General features: G+C 74.3%; 21 protein-coding genes. 16 read left to right on the top strand and 5 right to left on the bottom strand.

The genetic code is table 11. The features are described 5' to 3' along the window. Window positions 1-70 precede the first annotated feature (70 nt). Entirely contained in the window at window positions 71-1,411 is a 1,341-nt protein-coding gene (locus tag FHD63_RS07100; protein ID WP_139721289.1) for a M18 family aminopeptidase, read from the bottom strand. Further along, window positions 1,408-3,051 (bottom strand): DUF349 domain-containing protein, encoded by a 1,644-nt coding sequence (locus FHD63_RS07105; RefSeq protein ID WP_238705799.1) that lies wholly within the window; start codon window positions 3,049-3,051, stop codon window positions 1,408-1,410. The genes FHD63_RS07100 and FHD63_RS07105 overlap by 4 nt, the downstream gene beginning before the upstream one ends. 139 nt (window positions 3,052-3,190) lie before the next feature. Here FHD63_RS07105 and FHD63_RS07110 point away from each other — a divergent pair, with 139 nt between their 5' ends. Then, complete coding sequence (locus FHD63_RS07110) at window positions 3,191-3,901, top strand: MBL fold metallo-hydrolase (protein WP_139721293.1); 711 nt, start codon at window positions 3,191-3,193, stop codon at window positions 3,899-3,901. Between the two features lie 3 nt (window positions 3,902-3,904). Here the strand turns inward: FHD63_RS07110 and FHD63_RS07115 are convergent, their stop codons facing one another. Further along, complete coding sequence (locus tag FHD63_RS07115) at window positions 3,905-4,603, bottom strand: GTP pyrophosphokinase (RefSeq protein ID WP_139721296.1); 699 nt, start codon at window positions 4,601-4,603, stop codon at window positions 3,905-3,907. Between the two features lie 84 nt (window positions 4,604-4,687). Here FHD63_RS07115 and hisS point away from each other — a divergent pair, with 84 nt between their 5' ends. After that, window positions 4,688-6,085 carry a histidine--tRNA ligase gene (gene hisS, locus FHD63_RS07120; protein ID WP_139721298.1) on the top strand — a complete coding sequence of 466 codons (1,398 nt, stop codon included), beginning with the start codon at window positions 4,688-4,690 and terminating at the stop codon, window positions 6,083-6,085. Between the two features lie 147 nt (window positions 6,086-6,232). On the opposite strand, the gene FHD63_RS07125 is transcribed toward hisS, so the two are convergent. Continuing rightward, complete coding sequence (locus tag FHD63_RS07125; protein WP_139721300.1) at window positions 6,233-6,925, bottom strand: peptidylprolyl isomerase; 693 nt, start codon at window positions 6,923-6,925, stop codon at window positions 6,233-6,235. Window positions 6,926-7,040: 115 nt separating this feature from the next. Here FHD63_RS07125 and FHD63_RS07130 point away from each other — a divergent pair, with 115 nt between their 5' ends. The 9 genes from FHD63_RS07130 (at window position 7,041) to hisIE (ending at window position 14,831) form a co-directional block, all read left to right on the top strand. Next, complete coding sequence (locus FHD63_RS07130; protein ID WP_139721302.1) at window positions 7,041-7,376, top strand: YerC/YecD family TrpR-related protein; 336 nt, start codon at window positions 7,041-7,043, stop codon at window positions 7,374-7,376. 88 nt (window positions 7,377-7,464) lie between these two features. Beyond that, window positions 7,465-8,373 carry an ATP phosphoribosyltransferase gene (gene hisG / locus FHD63_RS07135; RefSeq protein ID WP_139721303.1) on the top strand — a complete coding sequence of 303 codons (909 nt, stop codon included), beginning with the start codon at window positions 7,465-7,467 and terminating at the stop codon, window positions 8,371-8,373. Further along, complete coding sequence (gene hisD / locus FHD63_RS07140) at window positions 8,370-9,683, top strand: histidinol dehydrogenase (protein WP_139721305.1); 1,314 nt, start codon at window positions 8,370-8,372, stop codon at window positions 9,681-9,683. Before hisG ends, hisD begins: the two co-directional genes overlap by 4 nt. Further along, window positions 9,680-10,864: a histidinol-phosphate transaminase gene (hisC, locus tag FHD63_RS07145; RefSeq protein ID WP_139721307.1), complete on the top strand. Its 1,185-nt coding sequence runs from the start codon at window positions 9,680-9,682 to the stop codon at window positions 10,862-10,864. The genes hisD and hisC overlap by 4 nt, the downstream gene beginning before the upstream one ends. Beyond that, window positions 10,861-11,931, top strand: a complete 1,071-nt coding sequence (hisB, locus tag FHD63_RS07150; RefSeq protein WP_139721308.1) for a bifunctional histidinol-phosphatase/imidazoleglycerol-phosphate dehydratase HisB — start codon at window positions 10,861-10,863, stop codon at window positions 11,929-11,931. The genes hisC and hisB overlap by 4 nt, the downstream gene beginning before the upstream one ends. Next, window positions 11,928-12,530 carry an imidazole glycerol phosphate synthase subunit HisH gene (gene hisH / locus FHD63_RS07155; RefSeq protein ID WP_139721311.1) on the top strand — a complete coding sequence of 201 codons (603 nt, stop codon included), beginning with the start codon at window positions 11,928-11,930 and terminating at the stop codon, window positions 12,528-12,530. The genes hisB and hisH overlap by 4 nt, the downstream gene beginning before the upstream one ends. 8 nt (window positions 12,531-12,538) lie before the next feature. Beyond that, window positions 12,539-13,327: a 1-(5-phosphoribosyl)-5-[(5-phosphoribosylamino)methylideneamino]imidazole-4-carboxamide isomerase gene (gene hisA / locus FHD63_RS07160; RefSeq protein WP_139721312.1), complete on the top strand. Its 789-nt coding sequence runs from the start codon at window positions 12,539-12,541 to the stop codon at window positions 13,325-13,327. Continuing rightward, on the top strand, window positions 13,324-14,130 hold the full coding sequence (gene hisF / locus FHD63_RS07165; protein WP_139721315.1) for an imidazole glycerol phosphate synthase subunit HisF: 807 nt from the start codon (window positions 13,324-13,326) through the stop codon (window positions 14,128-14,130). Before hisA ends, hisF begins: the two co-directional genes overlap by 4 nt. Further along, the gene (hisIE, locus tag FHD63_RS07170) at window positions 14,127-14,831 is read left to right on the top strand and encodes a bifunctional phosphoribosyl-AMP cyclohydrolase/phosphoribosyl-ATP diphosphatase HisIE (protein WP_238705800.1); all 705 of its coding nucleotides are present in this window, start codon (window positions 14,127-14,129) and stop codon (window positions 14,829-14,831) included. Before hisF ends, hisIE begins: the two co-directional genes overlap by 4 nt. Window positions 14,832-14,891: 60 nt before the next feature. Here hisIE and FHD63_RS07175 read toward each other — a convergent pair whose 3' ends face one another. Further along, entirely contained in the window at window positions 14,892-15,506 is a 615-nt protein-coding gene (locus FHD63_RS07175; protein WP_139721317.1) for a hypothetical protein, read from the bottom strand. Between the two features lie 119 nt (window positions 15,507-15,625). On the opposite strand from FHD63_RS07175, the gene xerD reads away from it, so the two are divergent. The 5 genes from xerD (at window position 15,626) to FHD63_RS07200 (ending at window position 20,163) form a co-directional block, all read left to right on the top strand. Beyond that, entirely contained in the window at window positions 15,626-16,612 is a 987-nt protein-coding gene (xerD, locus tag FHD63_RS07180; RefSeq protein WP_139721319.1) for a site-specific tyrosine recombinase XerD, read from the top strand. Window positions 16,613-16,765: 153 nt separating this feature from the next. Continuing rightward, window positions 16,766-17,650, top strand: a complete 885-nt coding sequence (locus FHD63_RS07185) for a ParA family protein (RefSeq protein WP_139721322.1) — start codon at window positions 16,766-16,768, stop codon at window positions 17,648-17,650. 56 nt (window positions 17,651-17,706) lie between these two features. Then, window positions 17,707-18,528, top strand: coding sequence for a segregation and condensation protein A (locus FHD63_RS07190; protein WP_238705841.1), 822 nt, complete (start codon window positions 17,707-17,709; stop codon window positions 18,526-18,528). Further along, entirely contained in the window at window positions 18,512-19,216 is a 705-nt protein-coding gene (scpB, locus tag FHD63_RS07195; RefSeq protein ID WP_238705801.1) for an SMC-Scp complex subunit ScpB, read from the top strand. The genes FHD63_RS07190 and scpB overlap by 17 nt, the downstream gene beginning before the upstream one ends. After that, window positions 19,213-20,163, top strand: a complete 951-nt coding sequence (locus FHD63_RS07200; RefSeq protein WP_139721324.1) for a pseudouridine synthase — start codon at window positions 19,213-19,215, stop codon at window positions 20,161-20,163. The genes scpB and FHD63_RS07200 overlap by 4 nt, the downstream gene beginning before the upstream one ends. Window positions 20,164-20,176 lie beyond the last annotated feature (13 nt).

Consider the following 20,176-nt stretch of genomic DNA (forward strand, 5'->3'; position numbering starts at 1 on the left):
TCGGGAGCCGCGCGCGGGGGCAGGCCGGGGGTAGACGCCCTCGGGGAGTCCGCCGTCGGGGGACGGGGCGTCAGGCGGGGGTGAGGAAGGCGGCCAGCGCCGCGGCATACCCGGCCTGGTCGAGGGTGCCGCAGATCTCGCGCGTGGAGTGCATCGACAGGACCGGGGCCCCGAAGTCGACCGTGGTGGCGCCGGTCAGCGCCGAGGTCATCGGCCCGACGGTGGACCCGCACGGGAGGTCGGAGCGGGTGACGAAGGTCTGCATCGGCACCCCCGCCCGCTCGCACGCCAGGGTGAAGGCGGCCGCGCCGGGGGAGTCGGTGGCGTAGCGCAGGTTGGTGTTGACCTTGAGGACCGGCCCGCCGTTCATGAGGATCGGGTGCTCCGGCTCGTGCCGCTCGGGGTAGTTGGGGTGGGTCGCGTGCGCCATGTCGCCGGAGGCGACGACCGTGCCCGCCAGCGCCCGCCAGTAGTCCTCCCGGGTGCCGCCGGCCGCCAGGACGATCCGCTCCAGCCAGGAGGGCAGGAAGGTGGACTGCGCGCCGCGCTCGGAGGTGCTGCCGACCTCCTCGTGGTCGAAGAGCACGATGACCGGCACCGTGGGCGTGGCTCCCTCGCCCGGCTCGGCCACGGCCTGCAGCAGCGCCCGCACGGCGGCGTAGGACGTCGCCAGGTTGTCCAGGCGGGCGGAGGCGAGCAGCTCGCCGTCGCCGCCGATGCGCCGGGCCGGGGTGAGGTCGTGCGTCATCGCGTCGAAGCCCAGGAGGTCCTCGCGGGGGACCTCGACCCGGGCGGCCAGCCAGTCGCTGAACCCACCGTCGGCCCCGCCCCCGGGGCTCCAGTGCGGGGCCAGGTGCTGCTGGTCGTTGAGCCGGAGCCCCTCGGTGCGGACCGTCCGGTCGAGGTGGATGGCCAGCTGGGACACCCGCAGCAGCGGGTCGTCGCAGCGCCAGAGCCGCTGGCGGACGCCACCGGGGGCCGAGGCGTCGCGGACCGCGACCCGCCCGGAGAGCCCGAGGTCGCGGTCCAGCCACGAGTTCGTCAGCGCCCCGCCGTAGACCTCGACGCCCAGCATCCGCCACCCGGCCCGGGTCCAGTCCGGGTGCGGCTTGACCCGCAGGTTGGGGGAGTCGGTGTGGGCGCCGACGACGCGGTATGCCGTGTGCGCCGGGCGGTCGGCCGGCAGGTGGGCTGTCGACCAGGCCAGCAGCGACCCGCCGCGGCGGACCACGTAGTGCCCGGGCGCCGTGGGGGTCGCGTCGACCTCGTCGACCTCGGTGAACCCGGCGGCACCCAGCAGGCCGGCTGCGGTGTCGACCGCGTGGAAGGGCGAGGGCGAGGCGTCGAGGTAGGCGCACAGCCCGTCCGCGACCTCGCCGACCTCGGTCGCGAGGCGGGTGAGGGAGCTCACCGGCTCAGACCGCCGCGGGCGGAGTCCAGCCAGACCTGCTTGGTGGCTAGCTCGGACTCCAGGGCGCCGACCTTGCGGTCGTCCCCGGCCGCCCGGGCGGCCTCGAGGTCGGACTCCAGGCCCTGCACGGCCCGCTCGAGCTGGTCCACCATGGACCGGGCCCGGGCGTCCAGCTCGGGGTCGCTGCGCCGCCACTGCGAGTCCTCGATGTCGCGGACCTTCTGCTCGACGGCGCGCAGCCGGTTCTCCACCCGCTTGATGTCGCCGCGCGGCACCTTGCCGGCCGCGTCCCAGCGGTCCTGCACCTTGCGCAGCTCGGCCTTGGCCTGGTCGAGGTGGGCCTCGTCGACGGTGATGGCCTCGGCCTCGACGAGCAGGGCCTCCTTGACCTTGAGGTTCTCCGAGTACTCCGCCTCCTCGGCGGCCACCACCTCGTCCTTGGCGTCGAAGAAGGAGTCCTGCGCGGCCTTGAACCGCGCCCACAGCGCGTCGTCGTCGGCGCGCGAGGCCCGGCCGGCCCGCTTCCAGTCCTGCATGAGCCGCTTGAAGGCCCCGGCCGTCGCGCCCCAGTCCTTGCTCGCCGCGAGGGTCTCGGCCTCGCGGACCAGCCGCTCCTTGGTGGCCTTGGCCTGGCCGTGCTCCTCGTCGAGCTGCGCGAACCACGTCTTGCGCATCTTGTCGAAGGAGGACCGGGCCTGGCTGAACCGCTGCCAGAGGGCGTTCTCGGCCTCCTTGTCCAGGCGGGGGCCGGAGCGCTGGTGCGCCTTCCACTCGTCGAGCAGCTCGCGGACGCGGGCGCTGCTCTGCTTCCACTGGATCCGGCCCGGGTCGGTCGCCGCCAGCTCCTCGGCCTCGGCCACGAGGCGCTCGCGCTCCTGCGCGGCCTGGGCCTTGGCCTTGAGCCGCTCCTCCTGCTCGGTGCGCGAGCGGGCCTTCACCTCCGCCTCGAGCTCCTTGACGACCGCCTGCAGGGCCGCCAGGTCGCCGACGACGTGGGCCTCGCCGATCTGCTCCTTGAGGTGGGCCAGGGACTGACGGGCGTCGTGCGCCGACACCTCGGTGCCGGCGAGGCGTGCCTTGAGCAGGTCGGCGGAGGCGAGCATCTCGTCGTACTTCCGGGCGAAGTAGGCCAGCGCCTCCTCGGCGCTCGCGCCGGGGTAGGACCCGACCTCACGCTCGGTGCCGTCGGCGAGGATGACGAAGACCGTGCCGTCCTCGGCCACCCGGCCGTGCTTCATCGACTCGGTGGGGTCCGGGTGGGGCTCCGGGGCCACGGCCGGTGAGCCGCCGGCAGGACGCGGGGCCGCCGGCTTGCGCGCGGCGAACATGGCGGGGGAGGGCGCGGCCGGGCGCGGAGCCGCTGCGGGCTCGGCGGGTGCCTCGGGCTCGGCGGGTGCTGCGGGCTCGGCGGGTGCTGCGGGCTCGGCGGGTGCTGCGGGCTCGGCGGGTGCTGCGGGCTCGGCCGGTGCCTCGGGCTCGTCCGGTGCCTCCGCCGTCTCGGCGGGTGCTTCCGTCTCGGCGGGTGCCTCGGCCTGCTCGGGGTCCGGTGCGCCGGTGGGCTCGACGTCCTGGGTCGCCGCGACCTGGGGCTCGGCGCCCTGGTCGTCGGGCTCGGTGGGGGAGGGCGTCTGCTCGGACACGGTGGTGGCCTCTCGCATAGGGACCGCGAGCGCGGCCATCGGGGCCGCCTCGACATGACGTTGACCCCTCGACCCTACCCAACGCGCCGGTCCGCGACCGGGACGAGGTCGGGCGGCGACGGTGCGTAGGGTCGGTCCCATGTTCGTCCGCAGCATCGTCGCCGACGCCTTCGGCACCAACTGCTACGTCGTGGCCCCTGCCGAGGGGGAGGAGTGCGTCGTCGTCGACCCGGGGATCGGTGTCGAGCGACGGGTGCAGGACGTCCTCGCCGAGCACCGGCTCCGCCCGGCCGCCGTCCTGCTCACGCACGGCCACCTGGACCACGTGTATGCCGTGACCCCGGTCTGCGCGGGCACCACCGCGGTCCGCCCATACATCCACACGGACGACCGCTACCGGCTGCAGGACCCGTTGTCCTCGCTGGGCCCCGAGCTCGTCCTGGCGATGGAGCAGCAGTTCGGTCGTCGGGCCACCTGGACCGAGCCGGAGGAGGTCGTCGAGCTGGCCGACGCGCAGGACCTCGAGATCGCCGGTCTGCGGATCGGCGTGGCGCACGCGCCGGGCCACACCGAGGGCTCGGTGCTGTTCACCACCGCGGGGGTGCCCGACGGCATACCGGGCCAGGAGCTGGACCGGACCGTCATCTCCGGCGACGTCCTCTTCGCCGGGTCGATCGGTCGCACCGACCTGCCGGGCGGCGACGGCGCGGCGATGCGGCGCAGCCTGCGTGACGTGGTGCTGCCGCTGGCCGACTCCTCGCTCGTGCTGCCCGGTCACGGGCCGGCCACGACCATGGCGCGGGAGCGGGCCACCAACCCCTACCTCAGCGGTCTGTCGACCAGCGGCTGACGGCTACGCCCGCGCTTCCGGGCTGCCGCCGTGCAGCTCGCGGTGCAGCCGCTGCATCCGGGCGTCCAGCTCGGCGGCGCTGGTCGCGGCGTCCTTGAGCTCGGTGAGCAGGCCCTCGGGGACGTTGCCGTCGTACTTGTAGTGGATCTTGTGCTCGGTGCTGGCCCAGAAGTCCATGGCGATGGTGCGCAGCTGCACCTCGACGGGCACGTCGACACGCCCGGTGGAGAGGTAGACCGGCACCTCGACGATGGCGTGCAGGCTCTTGTAGCCGTTCGTCTTGGGCTGGGCGATGTAGTCCGAGACGCGGCGGATGGTGATGTCGTCCTGCTGGGTGAGCAGGTCGAAGATCCGGTAGGCGTCGGTGACGAAGCTGCACGACACCCGGATGCCGGCGATGTCGGTGATCTCGCGCCGGATGGTCTCGAGGTCCAGGGTCAGGCCGCGCCGGAGCACCTTGTCGCGCAGGCTGTCCGGGGACTTGACCCGGCTGGAGACGTGCTCGATGGGGTTGTAGTCGTGCATGTGGGCGAACTCGTCGCGCAGGATCTCGATCTTGGTCTCGACCTCGCGCAGCCCGAACTCGTACTCCAGCAGGAAGCGCTGCAGCTGGCTGCCCACCTCCCGCAGCTGGGCGGGGGTGATGCCACCCTCCGTGGCCAGGGCGAGGGAGGGCGGCTCGGCGGCGGCAGCGGTGCTCATGTCCTCCACTATGCCCCGCGTCGGCGTCGCGTGCCCGTGCGCGGGGCGGCGGGGGCACGGCATACCGCTCGATAGACTCCTGCGGTGATCTCCCCGCGCACGCCCTCCGGTGTCCTCGAGCTGCTGCCGCCGGAGCAGGTCGCCTTCCAGAGGATGCTGGACGCGATCCGCTCCGGCTACGAGCGGTTCGGCTTCCTCCCGATCGAGACGCCGGTCTTCGAGCGCTCCGACGTGCTGCTCACCAAGACCGGCGGCGAGACCGAACGCCAGGTCTACTTCGTGCAGTCCACCGGTGCGCTCGACAAGGCGCGCGCCGAGGGCGGCGACGAGGGGCTGCCCGATCTCGCGCTGCGCTTCGACCTCACGGTGCCGCTCGCGCGCTACGTCGCCGAGCACGAGCACCAGCTGACCTTCCCGTTCCGGCGCTACCAGATGCAGCGCGTCTACCGCGGCGAGCGGCCGCAGCGAGGGCGGTTCCGCGAGTTCTACCAGTGCGACGTCGACATCATCGGCTCCGGCGAGCTGTCCGTCCGCCACGACGCCGAGGCGCCGGCGATCATCAACGCGATCTTCACCGACCTGGCGATCGGCACCTTCACCATCCAGATCAACAACCGCCGGCTGCTCCGCGGGTTCTACGAGGACCTGGGCATCACCGACGGCGACGTCCAGGCGGCCGTGCTGCGCGAGGTCGACAAGCTCGACAAGCGGGGCGCCGACTACCTGCGCAGCACCCTGACGGGGGAGGGCTTCGGGCTGGCCGACGAGGTCGTGGAGCGCATCCTGTCGTTCGTGCAGACGCGCTCGACCGGCCACGCGGACGCCCTGGCCCGGCTCTCCGAGGTGGAGGCGGCCTCCACCGGCAGCAGCGCGCTGGCCGAGGGGGTCGCCGAGCTGCGCGAGGTGCTCGCCCTCGTCCGCGCGCTCGGTGTCCCGGAGAGCAACTACTGCCTCAACTTCTCCATCGCCCGCGGGCTGGACTACTACACCGGCACGGTCTACGAGACGACCCTCGACGAGCACCCCGAGCTGGGCTCGATCTGCTCCGGCGGCCGCTACGACGACCTGGCCGGCCAGTACACCCGTTCGCGCCTGCCCGGGGTGGGCATCTCCATCGGGCTGTCCCGGTTGTTCTGGCAGCTGCGCGAGGCGGGTCTCATCGACGCCTCGGCGGGGGAGTCGACCGTGCAGGTGCTCGTGCCCCAGGTCGACCCCGAGCTGCTCGACGACCAGCTCGCGCTCGCCTCCCAGCTGCGGCACGGCGGCATCAACACCGAGGCGGTCCTCGACGGCGGCAAGCTGGGCAAGCAGCTGCGGTATGCCGACCGCGCCGGCATCCGCTTCGTCGCCCTGCTCGGCGCCCAGGAGGTCGCCGACGGCACGGTCACCCTCAAGGACCTGCGCCGCCAGGACCAGTTCACCGTGCCGCGGGACGAGGTCGTCAGCGCGCTGCGGGTCGAGCTGGCCCAGCCCCTGGTCTGAGGCGCGCTGGGCGCGCGCCCGGTGCGTACGGCATACACGTCGGGTGTGTGCTGAACGCGCGTCCGGTGTGTGCTGAACGCGCGTCCGGTGTGTGCTGACCACGCGTCCGGTGCGCGCGGACCACGCGTCCTGTGCAGGGGGGCGCGGTCAGTCGTCGACGGTCACCGACAGGATGCTGATCGGCTGGGCGGGGGCGCCGTCGCCGCCGCCGGAGCCGGTGCCCTCGGCGGCGACGCCCTCGACGATGTCCAGGCCCTCGGTGACCCGGCCGAAGATGCTGTAGCCGCCGCCCTCCACGGGCAGCTGGGTGTCGTCGTAGACGACGAAGAACTGGCCCCCGTTGCTGTCCGGGTCCTGGGTGCGGGCCATCGCCAGCGTGCCGGGTGGGTACATCCCCGTCTCCGGGGCGTTCTCGATGCCGTAGCCGTAGCCCGGGCCGCCCTGGCCCGTGCCGGTGGGGTCGCCGCACTGCAGCACGTAGATCCCGCTGGTCGTGAGCCGGTGGCACGGGCTGTCCTGCCAGTAGCCCTCCTCGGCGAGGAAGGCGAAGGACGCCACGGTCTGGGGCGCGTCCGCGGCGTACAGCTCGAGCCCGATGTCGCCGCAGGTGGTCTCCAGCGTGGCGGTGACCGTCGCCGGGTCGCCGCCCAGCGGCTCCGGGAGGTCCTGCGGGGAGTAGGTCGTCACGTCGGCGGGCGGCTCCGGGGCCTCCTCGCACGACAGGGGCGCCGGGGAGGCGTCGGACCCCTCCTCCTCGAGCTGCAGACCCGGGGACGCCCCGTCCCCGCAGGCGGTGAGCAGGAGGAGGCTGGCGGCGAGGGGCGCGAGTCGGCGGTGCACCCGGGCATCCTCGCACGTCTTTTTGGAGCCCCCCGTGGCAGCGTGTTAGCGTGATAGCACGTTGATACACCCCCGGCGGGGCGAACCCCGTCCGGTCGAGCACGGAAGGACGCGCATGAAGCAGCGGGACACCCACGGCTCCGCGCTCGCCACCCGTGCCCGGGTGCGGGCCGACCTCGCCCACGTCCTCGCCGCCCTGCGCGACCCCGCGTCCGTGGACGCCTTCCTGGACGACCTGTGCACCCCCGCCGAGATCGAGGCGCTGGCCGACCGCTGGTCGGTGGTGCCCCTGCTCGCCGAGGGGATGTCGTACCGCCAGATCCACGACGTCACCGGCGTCAGCGTGACCACGGTCGGGCGGATCGCCCGGTGCGTGGAGGGTGGCGCCGGCGGGTACCGTGCCGCCCTGGAGCATCGTCGTGCGCACCCGGCGGGCGCCTCCACCGCCTGAGGCACCCGCCGGCCTGCGCCGCCCCCGTTCCCCCGCCCCTCCTGAGCACCGCACCCGGTGCGGGAGCCCAGAGCCCCGAAAGGCCCCGATGACCCCGCCTGCCCAGCCCCGCGAGCGCCTGCGCGTGGCGATCCAGAAGTCCGGCCGCCTCGGCGACCCGGCCCGCGAGCTGCTCGCCTCCTGCGGGCTGACCTGGCGCGAGAGCCGGGACCGGCTGTTCTGCTACGGCGAGAGCCTGCCGGTGGACCTGCTGCTGGTGCGCGACGACGACATCCCCGGGCTCATCGCCGACGGCGTGTGCGACCTCGGCATCGTCGGGCGCAACGTGCTCGTGGAGCACGGGCTGGCCCGGGAGGCCCAGGGTCGCGGCGTCGAGCTCACCGAGTGGCGCCAGCTCGGGTGGGGCACCTGCCGCCTCGACATCGCCATCGACGAGGAGCAGGAGTGGACCGGGCCCGAGCAGCTGGCCGGCCTGCGGATCGCCACGTCCTACCCGCACACCCTGGGCCGGTGGCTGGCCGAGCAGGGCGTGCAGGCCGACCCGGTCGTGCTCAACGGCTCGGTGGAGATCGCCCCCCGCCTGGGCCAGGCCGACGTCGTCTGCGACCTCGTCTCCACGGGCGGCACGCTGCGCGCCAACCAGCTCACCCCGGTGACGACGATCCTGCACAGCGAGGCCGTCATCGCCGGGCCCGGGCGGACCCTGGACGACGGGCGCCAGGAGATCGCCGACCTGCTGCTGCGCCGCCTCGACGGGGCCGTGCAGCTCAAGGAGTCCCGGCTGCTCATGCTGCGCACCGCGCGCAGCGGTCTCGACACCGTCCTCGGGCTGCTGCCCGAGGGCCACGAGCCGACGGTCATGGCGGTGGAGGGGCGCGACGAGGTGGCGCTGCAGATGCTCGTGCACGGCCCGGTGTCGTGGGCCCGGCTCGAGGACCTCAAGCGCTCCGGGGCGCACAACCTCATGGTGCTGCCGGTGGAGGGGATGCTGGCATGAACATCCTCACCTGGGCCGACCTCGACGACACCCAGCGACGCGAGGCGCTGCGGCGCGGGACCGCGGCCGCCGGGCCGGAGGTCACCGCCGGCGTCGCCCAGATCCTGCAGCAGGTGCGCGAGGGCGGGGACGAGGCGCTGCTCGAGCTCACCGCGCGCCTGGACGGAGCCCGTCCCGCCGCGCTGCGGGTCCCCGTCGCCGACCGGGACGCCGCGGCCGCCGCGCTGGACCCCGGGCTGCGCGCCGCGATCGCCGAGGCGGCCGGCCGCATCCGCACCTTCCACGAGGCCGGCATGCAGCAGGGGTATGCCGTCGAGACCGCCCCCGGTGTCGTCTGCCGGCGGGTGGTGCGCCCGATCCGCCGGGTCGGCCTCTACGTCCCCGCGGGGTCGGCCCCGCTGCCCAGCACGGCGCTCATGCTGGGCGTCCCCGCCCAGCTCGCGGGCTGCCCCGAGGTCGTGCTCTGCACGCCGCCGCGGCCCGACGGCACCGCCGACCCGGCCGTCCTGGCGGCGGCGGCCGAGTGCGGCATCGAGGACGTCTTCGTCGTCGGGGGAGCCCAGGCGGTGGCCGCGATGGCCTACGGCACCGCCTCGGTCCCGGCCTGCGACAAGCTCTTCGGGCCGGGCAACGCGTGGGTGACCGAGGCCAAGCGGCAGGTGAGCACCGCGGAGGGCGGCCCCGGCATCGACATGCCGGCCGGTCCCTCCGAGGTGCTCGTCATCGCCGACGCGGGCGCCGACCCCGAGTTCGTCGCGGCCGACCTGCTCTCGCAGGCCGAGCACGGCCCGGACAGCCAGGTCGTCCTGCTCACCGACAGCCCGCAGCTCGCGTCCGCCGTCGCCGCCCAGGTCGCCGAGCAGGTCGAGTCGCTGCCGCGGGCCGACATCGCCCGCAAGGCGCTGGCGTCCTCCCGCCTCGTCGTCACCGCCGACCTCGACCAGGCGGTCGAGGTGTCCAACGACTACGCCCCCGAGCACCTCATCCTGGCCCTGCGCGACGCCGAGGACTGGGTGGGCCGCATCGACCGGGCCGGGTCGGTCTTCCTCGGCGACCACACGCCGGAGACGCTGGGCGACTACTGCTCGGGCACCAACCACGTGCTCCCCACGGCCGGCGCGGCGCGCTTCACCGGCGGGGTCAACGTCGCCGCCTTCCAGATCGCCATGACCGTCCAGCAGGCCACGCCCCGGGGGCTGGCCGCGGTGGGGCCCTGCGCGGTGACCCTGTCCGAGGCCGAGGCGCTGCACGCCCACCAGCGCGCGGTGACCCGTCGCCTCGCCCGGCTCCCCGAGGGGGCGGCGACATGAGCCCGGCACGCGGGGAGCTGGCCTTCCCCACCGACCTCCTGCGGCCCGACCTGCGCGGCTTCGCCGGCTACTCCTCGGCCCGCACCAGCACCCCCACCGGCGCGGCGGACCGCATCTGGCTCAACGCCAACGAGTCCGGCGTCGCCAACCCCGCCGACGCCTCGGGGGCCTCGCGGCGCTACCCGGACCCCCAGCCCGCCGAGCTCGTCGAGGCGTTCGCCGACCTGTGGGCGACCACCCCCGACCGGGTCGTCGTCGGACGTGGCAGCGACGAGGCGATCGAGCTGCTCGTGCGCAGCCTGTGCCGCCCCGGCGGGGACGGCGTCGTCGTCACCTCCCCGACCTTCGGGATGTATGCCGTGTCCGCCCGGCTGCACGGCGTGCCCGTCGTCGACGTGCCGCAGGTCGACGACGGCCTGCGCTGGCACGTCGACACCGCCGCCGTCGCCCGCGCGGCCCGGGAGCACGGCGCCCGCGTCGTCTTCCTCGCCTCGCCCGGCAACCCGACCGGGTCGGTGGTGCCGCTGCGCGAGGTCGCCCGGCTCGCCGAGGAGCTCGCCGACCAGGCGGTCGTCGTGGTCGACGAGGCCTACGGCGAGTTCGCCGCGCAGCGCTCGGCCGTGACCCTGCTCGAGGAGCACCCCACGCTGGTCGTCCTGCGCACCCTGTCCAAGGCGCACGCCCTGGCCGGCGCCCGCGTCGGCATCGCGCTGGCGCACCCCGACCTCACCGCGGTGCTGCGTCGGGTGCAGGCGCCCTACCCGCTGCCGGAGCCGGTGACGAGGCTCGCGCTGCAGGCCCTGGCCCCGCAGGCCCGGCAGGCGACGGGGGAGCACGTCGGCGACGTGCTGCGCCTGCGGGACGAGGTCGGGCGGTGGCTGCGCGACCTGCCCGAGGTGCGCACCGTCTACGCCAGCGAGGCCAACTTCTTCCTGGTCCGGTGCGACGACCCGGACGCGCTGCTGCATACCCTGGACACCGCCGGGATCGTGGTGCGCGACATGCGCCACCTGCCCGGCCTGGACGACGCGCTGCGCATCACCATCGGCACCGGCCCGGAGATGCGGACCCTGCGCGGCGCCCTGGCCGGTCCCGCCGACGACACCACCGCGGCACCCGGCCCGGCCGGCGGCCGCGCGCCGACCGAGACCCCCACCCCGACCGAGGAGACCCCCGCATGAGCCCCCGCCCGATCTGCTTCGTCGACCGCGACGGCACGATCATCACCGAGCCGCACGACCACCAGGTGGACGCGCTCGAGAAGGTGGCCTTCGTCGACGGGGTCATCCCCGCCCTGCTGCGGATCCAGGCGGCCGGGTTCGACCTCGTCATGGTGAGCAACCAGGACGGCCTGGGCACGGAGTCCTTCCCCCAGGCCGACTTCGACGCCGCGCACGGCCTGGTCATGCAGGTCCTCGGCAGCCAGGGCGTCACCTTCCGGGACGTCTTCGTCGACCCGCACCACGCGGGCCCGGACGCGCCGTGGACCCGCAAGCCCGGCATCGGCATGGTCGTGCACCTGCTCAAGGACCGCGGCGTCGACTGGGAGCGCTCGGTCATGGTCGGCGACCGGGAGACCGACCGGGAGTTCGGCGACAACCTCGGCATCCGCACCTACCTGCTGCCGGGGGACGACTGGGCGCAGATCGCGCACGAGCTCGCCGACGCCCCGCGCACCGCCCGGGTGGAACGGGCGACCTCCGAGACCAGCATCACCGTCGAGGTGGACCTCGACGCGACCGGGGGCAGCGAGATCTCCACCGGCATCGGCTTCTACGACCACATGCTCGACCAGCTGGCCAAGCACGGCGGCTTCCGGATGCGGGTCGCCTGCAGCGGTGACCTGCACATCGACGACCACCACACCGTCGAGGACGTCGCCCTCGCGGTCGGCGAGGCGATCCGGACGGCGCTGGGCGACAAGCGGGGCATCGGCCGCTACGGCTTCACCCTGCCGATGGACGAGGCCCAGGCCACCGCGGCGCTCGACCTGTCCGGGCGGCCCTACTTCGCCTACGAGGGCAGCTTCGAGCGGGAGAGCGTCGGCGACTTCTCCACCGAGATGGTCGAGCACTTCTGGCGCTCCTTCGCCGACGCCATGCGCTGCACCCTGCACCTGTCGGTGACCGGCAGCAACACCCACCACATGATCGAGGTCGGCTTCAAGGCGGTCGCCCGCGCGCTGCGGATGGGCATCGCCCGGCAGGGGGACTCGGCCGAGCTGCCCTCGACCAAGGGCGTCCTGTGAGGGTCGCGCTCGTCGACGGCGGCGGCACCAACATCGGCTCGGTCAGCTACGCCCTCGAACGTCTCGGCGCGACGAGCCGGCTCACCGCCGACGCCGGCGACATCCTGGCGGCGGACCGGGTCATCCTCCCCGGCGTCGGCGCCGCCGGGGCGGGCATGCGCCGGCTGCGCGAGCTCGGGCTCGTCGACGTGCTGCACCAGGTGGAGGCTCCGCTGCTCGGGGTGTGCCTGGGGATGCAGCTGCTCTTCGAGCGCTCCGCCGAGGACGGCGGTGTCGAGACCCTCGGTCTCGTCCCGGGCGAGGTGCGCGGCATACCGCCCCGTCCTGGCGTCCGGGTGCCGCACATGGGCTGGAACTCCCTGGTCGACCTCGTCGAGGACCCGCTGCTCATTGGGATCGAGGAGGGTGAGCGGGCCTACTTCGTCCACTCCTACGCCGCGCCGGCCGGGGCGTCCACGCTGGCCGCGACCGAGCACGGGGGCCGGTGGAGCGCGGTGGTGCGCTCCGGCCGGCGGTGGGGCGCGCAGTTCCACCCGGAGCGGTCTGCCGGGCTCGGGGCGAGGTTTCTGCGAAACTTCCTCCACGAGGTCGAACGATGACACGACGCATGGCCCCCGCAGCCGACACCGGAGAGATCCACGTGACCCACACCGGACCGTTCACCGTCTACCCCGCGATCGACGTGCGCGGCGGGGCCGTGGTCCGCCTGCTCCGGGGCGACTACGACCAGGAGACCCGCTACACCGACAACCCGGTGGCGGTCGCCGAGAACTACGCCCGCTCCGGCGCCGCCTGGCTGCACCTCGTCGACCTCGACGCGGCTCGGGCCGGGGGCTACACCCTCGGCGAGACGCTCACGAGGATCGTCGAGACCACCGGGCTGCGGGTGCAGACCGGGGGAGGGGCGCGCAGCCTCGAGGACGTCCAGCAGCTGCTCGACGCCGGGGCCGAGCGGGTCGTCGTCGGCTCGCTGGCGGTGCGGGAGCCGGAGACGGTCGCGGGGTGGCTGGACCACCTCGGCCCGGACCGCATCACCGTCGCCCTCGACACGAGGATCGGCGAGGACGGGCGCTGGGTGCTGCCGACCTCCGGCTGGACGTCGGTGGGCGAGCAGGACCTCACGACCACCCTGCACCACTACCAGGGCTCCGGGCTGCGCCACGTGCTGTGCACCGACATCGGCCGCGACGGGACCCTCTCGGGCCCCAACTTCCACCTCTACACGATGCTCACCCGGTCCAACCCGGCGCTGCAGGTCCAGGCCTCGGGCGGGGCGCGGTCCGTGGACGACGTCCGCGCGGCCAAGAAGCACGGATGCGCCGGGATCATCCTCGGCAAGGCGCTGCTCGAGGGCCGGCTCACCGTCGGCGACGCGGTCCAGGAGGAGCAGGTATGACGCTCGCCCGCCGCATCATCCCCTGCCTCGACGTCCGCGAGGGCCGGGTGGTCAAGGGCACCCGCTTCCGCGACCACCGGGACATGGGCGACATCGTCGAGCTCGCCCGGCGCTACGCCGCCTCGGGCGCCGACGAGCTCGTCTTCTACGACATCACCGCCAGCCCGGAGGGGCGGGGCGTCGACGTCGGCTGGGTGGAGCGGGTCGCCCGCAGCATCGACATCCCCTTCTGCGTCGCCGGCGGGATCCGCTCGGTGTCGACCGCACGGGCCGTCCTGCACGCGGGGGCCGACAAGGTCTCGGTCAACACCCCCGCCACGCAACGCCCCGAGCTGGTGGGCGAGCTCGCCGAGGCCTTCGGGGTCCAGTGCGTGGTCGTCGGCGTCGACAGCCTGCGCGACGCGGACGGCCACTGGCGGATCCGGCAGTTCACCGGCAGCCCGGACGCCACGCGGGCGCTGGAGGTGACGACCCTGGACTGGGTCCGCCGGGTCGTCGACCTGGGGGCGGGCGAGGTGGTGCTCAACTGCATGGGCTCGGACGGCGTCCGCGACGGCTACGACCTCGAGCAGCTGGCGGCCGTGCGCGCGCAGTGCCCGGTGCCGCTCGTGGCCAGCGGGGGTGCGGGGACGCCGCAGCACTTCGTCGACGTCTTCCGCGAGGCCGACGTCGACGGCGCCCTCGCCGCCACCGTCTTCCACGACGGGTCCATCCCCATCCCCGCGCTCAAGCAGACCCTGGCGCAGGCCGGCGTCGAGGTGCGCCTGGACGCGTCCCCCACCCCCACGCAGGAGGCCTCGTGAGCGACTCCCCGGCACCCCGCGAGGACGGCGGCGGCCCCGACCACCACGACGCCCCCGACCGCGGCGCAGGACCCACGGGCCCGGCGTCGGTGGAGGTCGGCTTCGCGGTCACAGACGTCGACTTCGCCAAGACCGACGGCATCGTGCCGGGGGTGGTCCAGCACGCGAGGACCGGCCAGGTGCTCATGGTCGGCTTCCTCGACGAGCAGGCGCTGAGGACCACCCTCGACACCGGCCTGGCGACCTTCCACAGCCGCAGCCGGGGGACGCTGTGGACCAAGGGCGAGACGAGCGGCAACGTGCTGCGCGTCGAGGCGGTCGAGCTCGACTGCGACCGGGACACCCTGCTGCTGCACGCCCTGCCCTCCGGCCCGACGTGCCACACGGGGGAGCGGACGTGCTTCGACCCCGGTGCACGCCCCGGGTCCTTCGTGCACGAGCTGGACGAGGTCGTGCGGGGGCGGCAGCTGGAGCTGCCCGAGGGGTCCTACACCACCACGCTGTTCACCGGCGGGGTGCGCAGGGTCGCGCAGAAGGTGGGCGAGGAGGGCGTCGAGACCGCGCTCGCGGCGGTCGCCCAGGACGACGAGGCGCTGCTGGGGGAGTCGGCCGACCTCGTCTACCACCTGCTCGTGCTGCTGCGCTCGAGGGACCTGGGGCTGGCCGACGTCGAGCGGGTGCTCCGGAGACGGCACGGCTGAGCCCGCCGACCCCCGGCGGGGTGCTGCCGCGCCGGGACGAGCCGACCCGGCGCGGACCGGTCAGCCGGGGCCGGGGCGTGCGCGCAGACCGACCTCGGCGAGCTCCAGGTCGGCGAGGGCGCGGATCGTGGCCGGGTCGCCCGAGCGCCAGGCGGCGACGGGGTCGTCGGAGAGCTGCTGCAGGCGCCGCGGGTGCTGGTGGACCAGGGCCCGCAGGGCGAGCAGCTCCTGCGACCGCGGGTCGTGCAGCTCACGACCGAGGGAGCGGGCACGCCGCACCCAGGAGAGCCGGAGCACCAGCCAGAGCAGGACGACGATGAGCACGGGGGTCACGGTCGACAGCACGCTGACCAGCCAGGCCACGGTCCGGACCCCGGTCTCGAGCCGGTCGGCCGCGGTGACCAGGTCGGTCCCGACGCCCGCGGCGCCGGTGAAGGGTGCGTCCAGCTCGTCACCGACCAGGGGGATCTCGGTCACCCGGCCCGCGACCTCCTCCATCCGGGACTCGAGGCCGGTGCCTGCTGCCCGCAACGGGACCGCCGGCGCGGCGAGCGTCATGACGAGGTCGAAGACCAGGCGACCGACGAGCACCCAGAGGACCACCCAGCCCAGGACGAGCAGGTCGGCGAGGACCTGACGGGAGCGGCGGGCGGGAGCATCGGCGTACCAGCGCATGAGGGCAGTTTCCCCCACCCGCACCGGACGTGCGGCGGTGCCGCACCGCACGGGCGTCGTGCTCCGCCGGGTGCGCGTCACGCGACCGCGGTGTGCCGCCACCTGAGAGGATCGCGTCCGTGAGCACGTCCGCCGCCCAGAGCACCCAGCGCACGCCGCTGGCGCGCGCGGCCGGCGACTGGCTGGACCACCTGAGGGTGGAGCGGGGCCGGTCCGACCACACGCTGCGCGCCTACCGTCGCGACCTCGACCGCTACCTGGGCTACCTGGACGGCCTGGGCGTGCGGACGCCCGAGGACGTGCGCGAGCAGCACGTGACCGGTTTCCTGGCCCACCTGCGCACCGGCGACGACGGGCACCAGCCGCTCGCGGCCACGTCGGCGGCGCGGGCCGTCGTGGCGGTGCGCGGCCTGCACACCTTCCTCGCGGTGGAGGGGCAGGCCGCGGCCGACCCCGCCCGCGAGGTCACCCCGCCGACGCCGCCTCGCCGGCTGCCCACGGCGCTGACCGTGCGCGACGTGGAGCGGCTGCTGCAGGCCGCCGCCCTGGGCGACACCCCGGCCGCGCTCCGCGACCGGGCGCTGCTGGAGGTGCTCTACGGGTGCGGTGCCCGGGTGAGCGAGGCGATCGCCCTCGACGTCGACGACCTGGAGCTCGGCCGCGAGGACGGGGGCAGCGGCGGTGTGCTGCGGCTGTTCGGCAAGGGACGCAAGGAACGCGTCGTGCCGATGGGGCGGTATGCCCGGGACGCCGTCGACACCTGGCTGGTCCGGGGCCGCCCGGAGCTCGCCCGGCGCGGCGCGGGCACCCCCGCCGTGTTCGTCAACGCGCGGGGCGGCCGGCTCTCGCGGCAGTCCGCCTGGACCGCGATCAAGGCCGCGGCCGACCGGGCGGGCCTGCGCGGCGAGATCTCGCCGCACACCCTCCGTCACTCCTTCGCCACCCACCTGCTCGACGGCGGCGCGGACGTCCGGGTCGTCCAGGAGCTGCTCGGCCACGCCTCGGTCGCGACGACCCAGATCTACACCCACGTGTCGACCCAGCACCTGCGGGAGGTGTACGCCCAGGCGCACCCGCGCGCCCGCACCGCCCCGGACCGGGCCTGACGCCCGTCCGGTGCGGCCAACCCCGCCGTCCGGTCCGGGAAGTCTCAACCTCAGGTCGAGGTGCAGGCGGATGGCCCTCACCTGGACCCGTGGATTAGGGTCGGATCGATCGGCGGGACGCCGACCACGACCACCACGCACTGGAGACACCACGTGACCCACGACCGGCTGCCCGGTACCGAGACCTCGGGCGTGGGGCAGGAAGGCCCCACCGGCCGCCCGTTGCCCGACTTCGCCGTGCCCCCGCCGCTGGCCAGCCACGGCCCCGCGCGCGTCATCGCGATGTGCAACCAGAAGGGCGGCGTCGGCAAGACCACCACGACGATCAACCTGGGCGCCGCGCTGGCGGAGTACGGCCGCCGGGTGCTCATGGTCGACTTCGACCCGCAGGGGGCGCTCTCGGTGGGGTTCGGCGTCCGCGCCCACGACCTCGACGTGACGATCTACAACCTGCTCGTCGAGCGCGGCCACGACGTCCGGGACGTCATCCAGCCGACCCGGTTCCCGAACATCGACATCCTCCCGACCAACATCGACCTCTCGGCCGCGGAGGTGCAGCTCGTGGGCGAGGTCGCCCGGGAGCAGGTCCTGGCGCGCGTCCTGCGCCCGGTGCTGGACGACTACGACGTGGTCTTCATCGACTGCCAGCCCTCGCTGGGCCTGCTGACCGTCAACGCGCTCACCGCGGCGCACGGCGTCGTCATCCCGCTCGAGACCGAGTTCTTCGCCATGCGCGGGGTCGCCCTGCTCATCGAGACGATCGAGAAGATCACCGACCGGCTCAACCCGCGCCTGGAGATCGACGGCATCCTCGCCACGATGTACGACGGCCGCACCCTGCACTCCCGCGAGGTCGTCCGCAGCGTCGTCGACCACTTCGGCGACACGGTCTTCCACACGGTCATCAGCCGCACGGTGAAGTTCCCGGACGCCACCCTCGCGGCCGAGCCGATCACGACCTACGCCAGCACGCACTCGGGCGCAGAGGCCTACCGCCAGCTCGCCCGCGAGCTCGTCTCCCGCGGCGGCGCCCCCTGAGCGAGGTCGGTACGCCGCCCGTCACCGGTCCCGGGCCCGAGACGCCGGGCGGGGTCCTGGTGGCCGGGCGGGCCGGGTTCGAGGTGCACCTCGACGTCTTCTCCGGGCCCTTCGAGCTCCTGCTGGGGCTCATCGCCAAGCACAAGCTGGACGTCACCGAGATCGCCCTGGCCCGGGTGACCGACGAGTTCGTCGCCTACCTCCGCGCGGCCCAGGAGGGCGGCGGGGAGTGGGACCTGTCGCAGGCGAGCGAGTTCGTGCTCATCGCCGCGACCCTGCTCGACCTCAAGGCGGCGCGGCTGCTGCCCAGCGCCCGGGAGGACGACGAGGAGGACCTCGCGCTCATCGAGGCCAGGGACCTGCTCTTCGCGCGGCTGCTGCAGTACCGCGCCTTCAAGAAGGTCGCCGACGAGCTGCGGCTGCAGATGGAGGGCAAGGGCCGCATCTTCGCCCGCGACGTCGGTGTCGAGGAGCGCTTCGCCTCCCTGCTGCCCGAGCTCGTGCTGACGATCACCCCGGAGCAGCTGGCGATGATCGCGGGCCGGGCCATGATCCCCAAGCCACCGCCCACGGTCGGCGTGGACCACCTGCACGCCGCGCAGGTGTCGGTGCGGGAGCAGGCCTCGATCGTCGTGTCCCGGCTGCGTGAGCGGGGCAGCGCGAGCTTCCGCGAGCTGGTCGCCGACGCCGACTCCACGCTCGTCATCGTCGCCCGGTTCCTCTCCCTCCTGGAGCTCTTCCGGGACACCGTCGTCGCCCTGGAGCAGGACGAGGCGCTGGGGGAGCTCACCGTGCGCTGGACCGGCCCGCAGAGTGGTGACGTGGCCCAGGTGGGGGCCGAGTTCGACGAGGAGGTGGCCGATGAGCCGGTCGGATGAGCAGGAGGCGACCCCGGTGGGGGCCAGCGACCCGGTGGGGGCCGACGACACGGCGCGGCCCGGCGAGCCGGCGCCGCACCCCGACCCCGCGCCGCCCGCCGAGCAGGAGCCCGAGACCCTCGACGTCGCCAGCCTGCCCGGCGGCCTGCGCTCGGCCGTCGAGGCGGTGCTCATGGTCGTCGACGAGCCGGTGACGGAGGAGACGCTGGCCGGCGCCCTCGGGGTGCCGATCGAGGAGGTCGGCGCGACGCTCGACGCGCTCGCCCAGGAGTATGCCGACGGTCACCGCGGCTTCATGCTGCGCCGGCTCGGTGGCGGCTGGCGGGTCTACAGCCGCCCGGAATACGCACCGGTGGTGGAGAAGTTCCTCCTGGGAGGCCAGCAGGCGCGGTTGACCCAGGCCGCCCTGGAGACCTTGGCGGTCATCGCCTACCGGCAACCCATCAGCCGGGCCCGCATCGGCGCCATCCGCGGGGTCAACGTGGACGGCGTCGTGCGGACCCTCCTGGCCCGCGGCATGGTGACCGAGGCCGGGCAGGACCCGACCGGCGGCGCCGTGCTCTACGGCACGACGGACCTGTTCCTGCAGCGCATGGGCCTGGACAGCCTGGACGACCTGCCGGCCCTGGCCCCCTATCTCCCCTCGGCCGAGGTGCTCGAGGAGCTCGCATCGGAAGGACTCGCATGAGCAACGGCAAGCAGCAGCGCCCCGGATCCCGTGGCGGTGGCAAGGGCGCACCCCGCGGGGGTGGTCGCTCCGGAGGTGGCCGCTCCGGCGGACGTGGCGCCGGCCCCGGCGTCCCCGCCCAGGGAGGTGGCGCCGGTCCCCGCCGGGCCGGAGGCAGCCGGCCCCCGCGCCGCCGCCGGCCCAGCACCCCCCCGGACCCGGCGTCCCGCGACGTCCACAGCCCGGAGGGCGTGCGCCTGCAGAAGCTGCTGGCGGGCGCCGGCTTCGGCAGCCGCCGGGCCTGCGAGAAGCTCATCGAGGAGGGCCGGGTCGAGGTCGACGGGCAGGTCGTCGTCGAGCTCGGGGTCCGCGTGGACCCCTCCCGGCAGACCGTGCACGTCGACGGCGACCGGGTCGTCGTGGACACCGACAAGGTCTACCTCGCCTTCAACAAGCCGGCCGGCGTGGTCTCCACCATGGAGGACGACGAGGGACGCCCCTGCCTGACCGACTACGTCGGGCACCTGTCCCAGCGCCTCTTCCACGTGGGCCGTCTCGACGTCGACACCGAGGGCCTGCTGCTGCTCACCAACGACGGTGACCTCGCGCACAAGCTGCAGCACCCGGCCTACGGCGTCCCCAAGACCTACGTCGCCCAGGTGCACGGCGTCGTCGGGCCGGGGGTCGGCAAGCAGCTGCGCGACGGCGTCCAGCTCGAGGACGGCGTCGCGAAGGCGGACAGCTTCCGCCTGGTCGACGACATCCCGGGCCACTCCATCGTCGAGGTGGTGCTGCACGAGGGTCGCAAGCACATCGTGCGGCGGATGATGGAGGAGGTCGGCTACCCCGTCGAGGCTCTCTCCCGGGTCCAGATCGGCCCGATCCGGCTCGCCGAGCTGCGCTCCGGCAAGTACCGCGCGCTGTCCGCCGAGGAGGTCGCCCAGCTCTACCGCTCGGCGGGGGAGTAGGGGCGTCCCGGAC

The organism is Serinicoccus chungangensis (assembly GCF_006337125.1).
Taxonomy (GTDB): Bacteria; Actinomycetota; Actinomycetes; order Actinomycetales; family Dermatophilaceae; genus Ornithinicoccus; species Ornithinicoccus chungangensis.

Excerpts from the sequence above, each read along its gene's own strand:
- hisG (WP_139721303.1), top strand. The coding sequence starts at position 7,465 with ATGACCCCGCCTGCCCAGCCCCGCGAGCGCCTGCGCGTGGCGATCCAG.
- hisD (WP_139721305.1), top strand. The coding sequence starts at position 8,370 with ATGAACATCCTCACCTGGGCCGACCTCGACGACACCCAGCGACGCGAG.
- FHD63_RS07175 (WP_139721317.1), bottom strand. The coding sequence starts at position 15,506 with ATGCGCTGGTACGCCGATGCTCCCGCCCGCCGCTCCCGTCAGGTCCTC.
- hisF (WP_139721315.1), top strand. The coding sequence starts at position 13,324 with ATGACGCTCGCCCGCCGCATCATCCCCTGCCTCGACGTCCGCGAGGGC.
- hisC (WP_139721307.1), top strand. The coding sequence starts at position 9,680 with ATGAGCCCGGCACGCGGGGAGCTGGCCTTCCCCACCGACCTCCTGCGG.
- scpB (WP_238705801.1), top strand. The coding sequence starts at position 18,512 with ATGAGCCGGTCGGATGAGCAGGAGGCGACCCCGGTGGGGGCCAGCGAC.
- FHD63_RS07110 (WP_139721293.1), top strand. The coding sequence starts at position 3,191 with ATGTTCGTCCGCAGCATCGTCGCCGACGCCTTCGGCACCAACTGCTAC.
- hisB (WP_139721308.1), top strand. The coding sequence starts at position 10,861 with ATGAGCCCCCGCCCGATCTGCTTCGTCGACCGCGACGGCACGATCATC.
- FHD63_RS07115 (WP_139721296.1), bottom strand. The coding sequence starts at position 4,603 with ATGAGCACCGCTGCCGCCGCCGAGCCGCCCTCCCTCGCCCTGGCCACG.
- hisA (WP_139721312.1), top strand. The coding sequence starts at position 12,539 with ATGGCCCCCGCAGCCGACACCGGAGAGATCCACGTGACCCACACCGGA.
- FHD63_RS07130 (WP_139721302.1), top strand. The coding sequence starts at position 7,041 with ATGAAGCAGCGGGACACCCACGGCTCCGCGCTCGCCACCCGTGCCCGG.
- FHD63_RS07200 (WP_139721324.1), top strand. The coding sequence starts at position 19,213 with ATGAGCAACGGCAAGCAGCAGCGCCCCGGATCCCGTGGCGGTGGCAAG.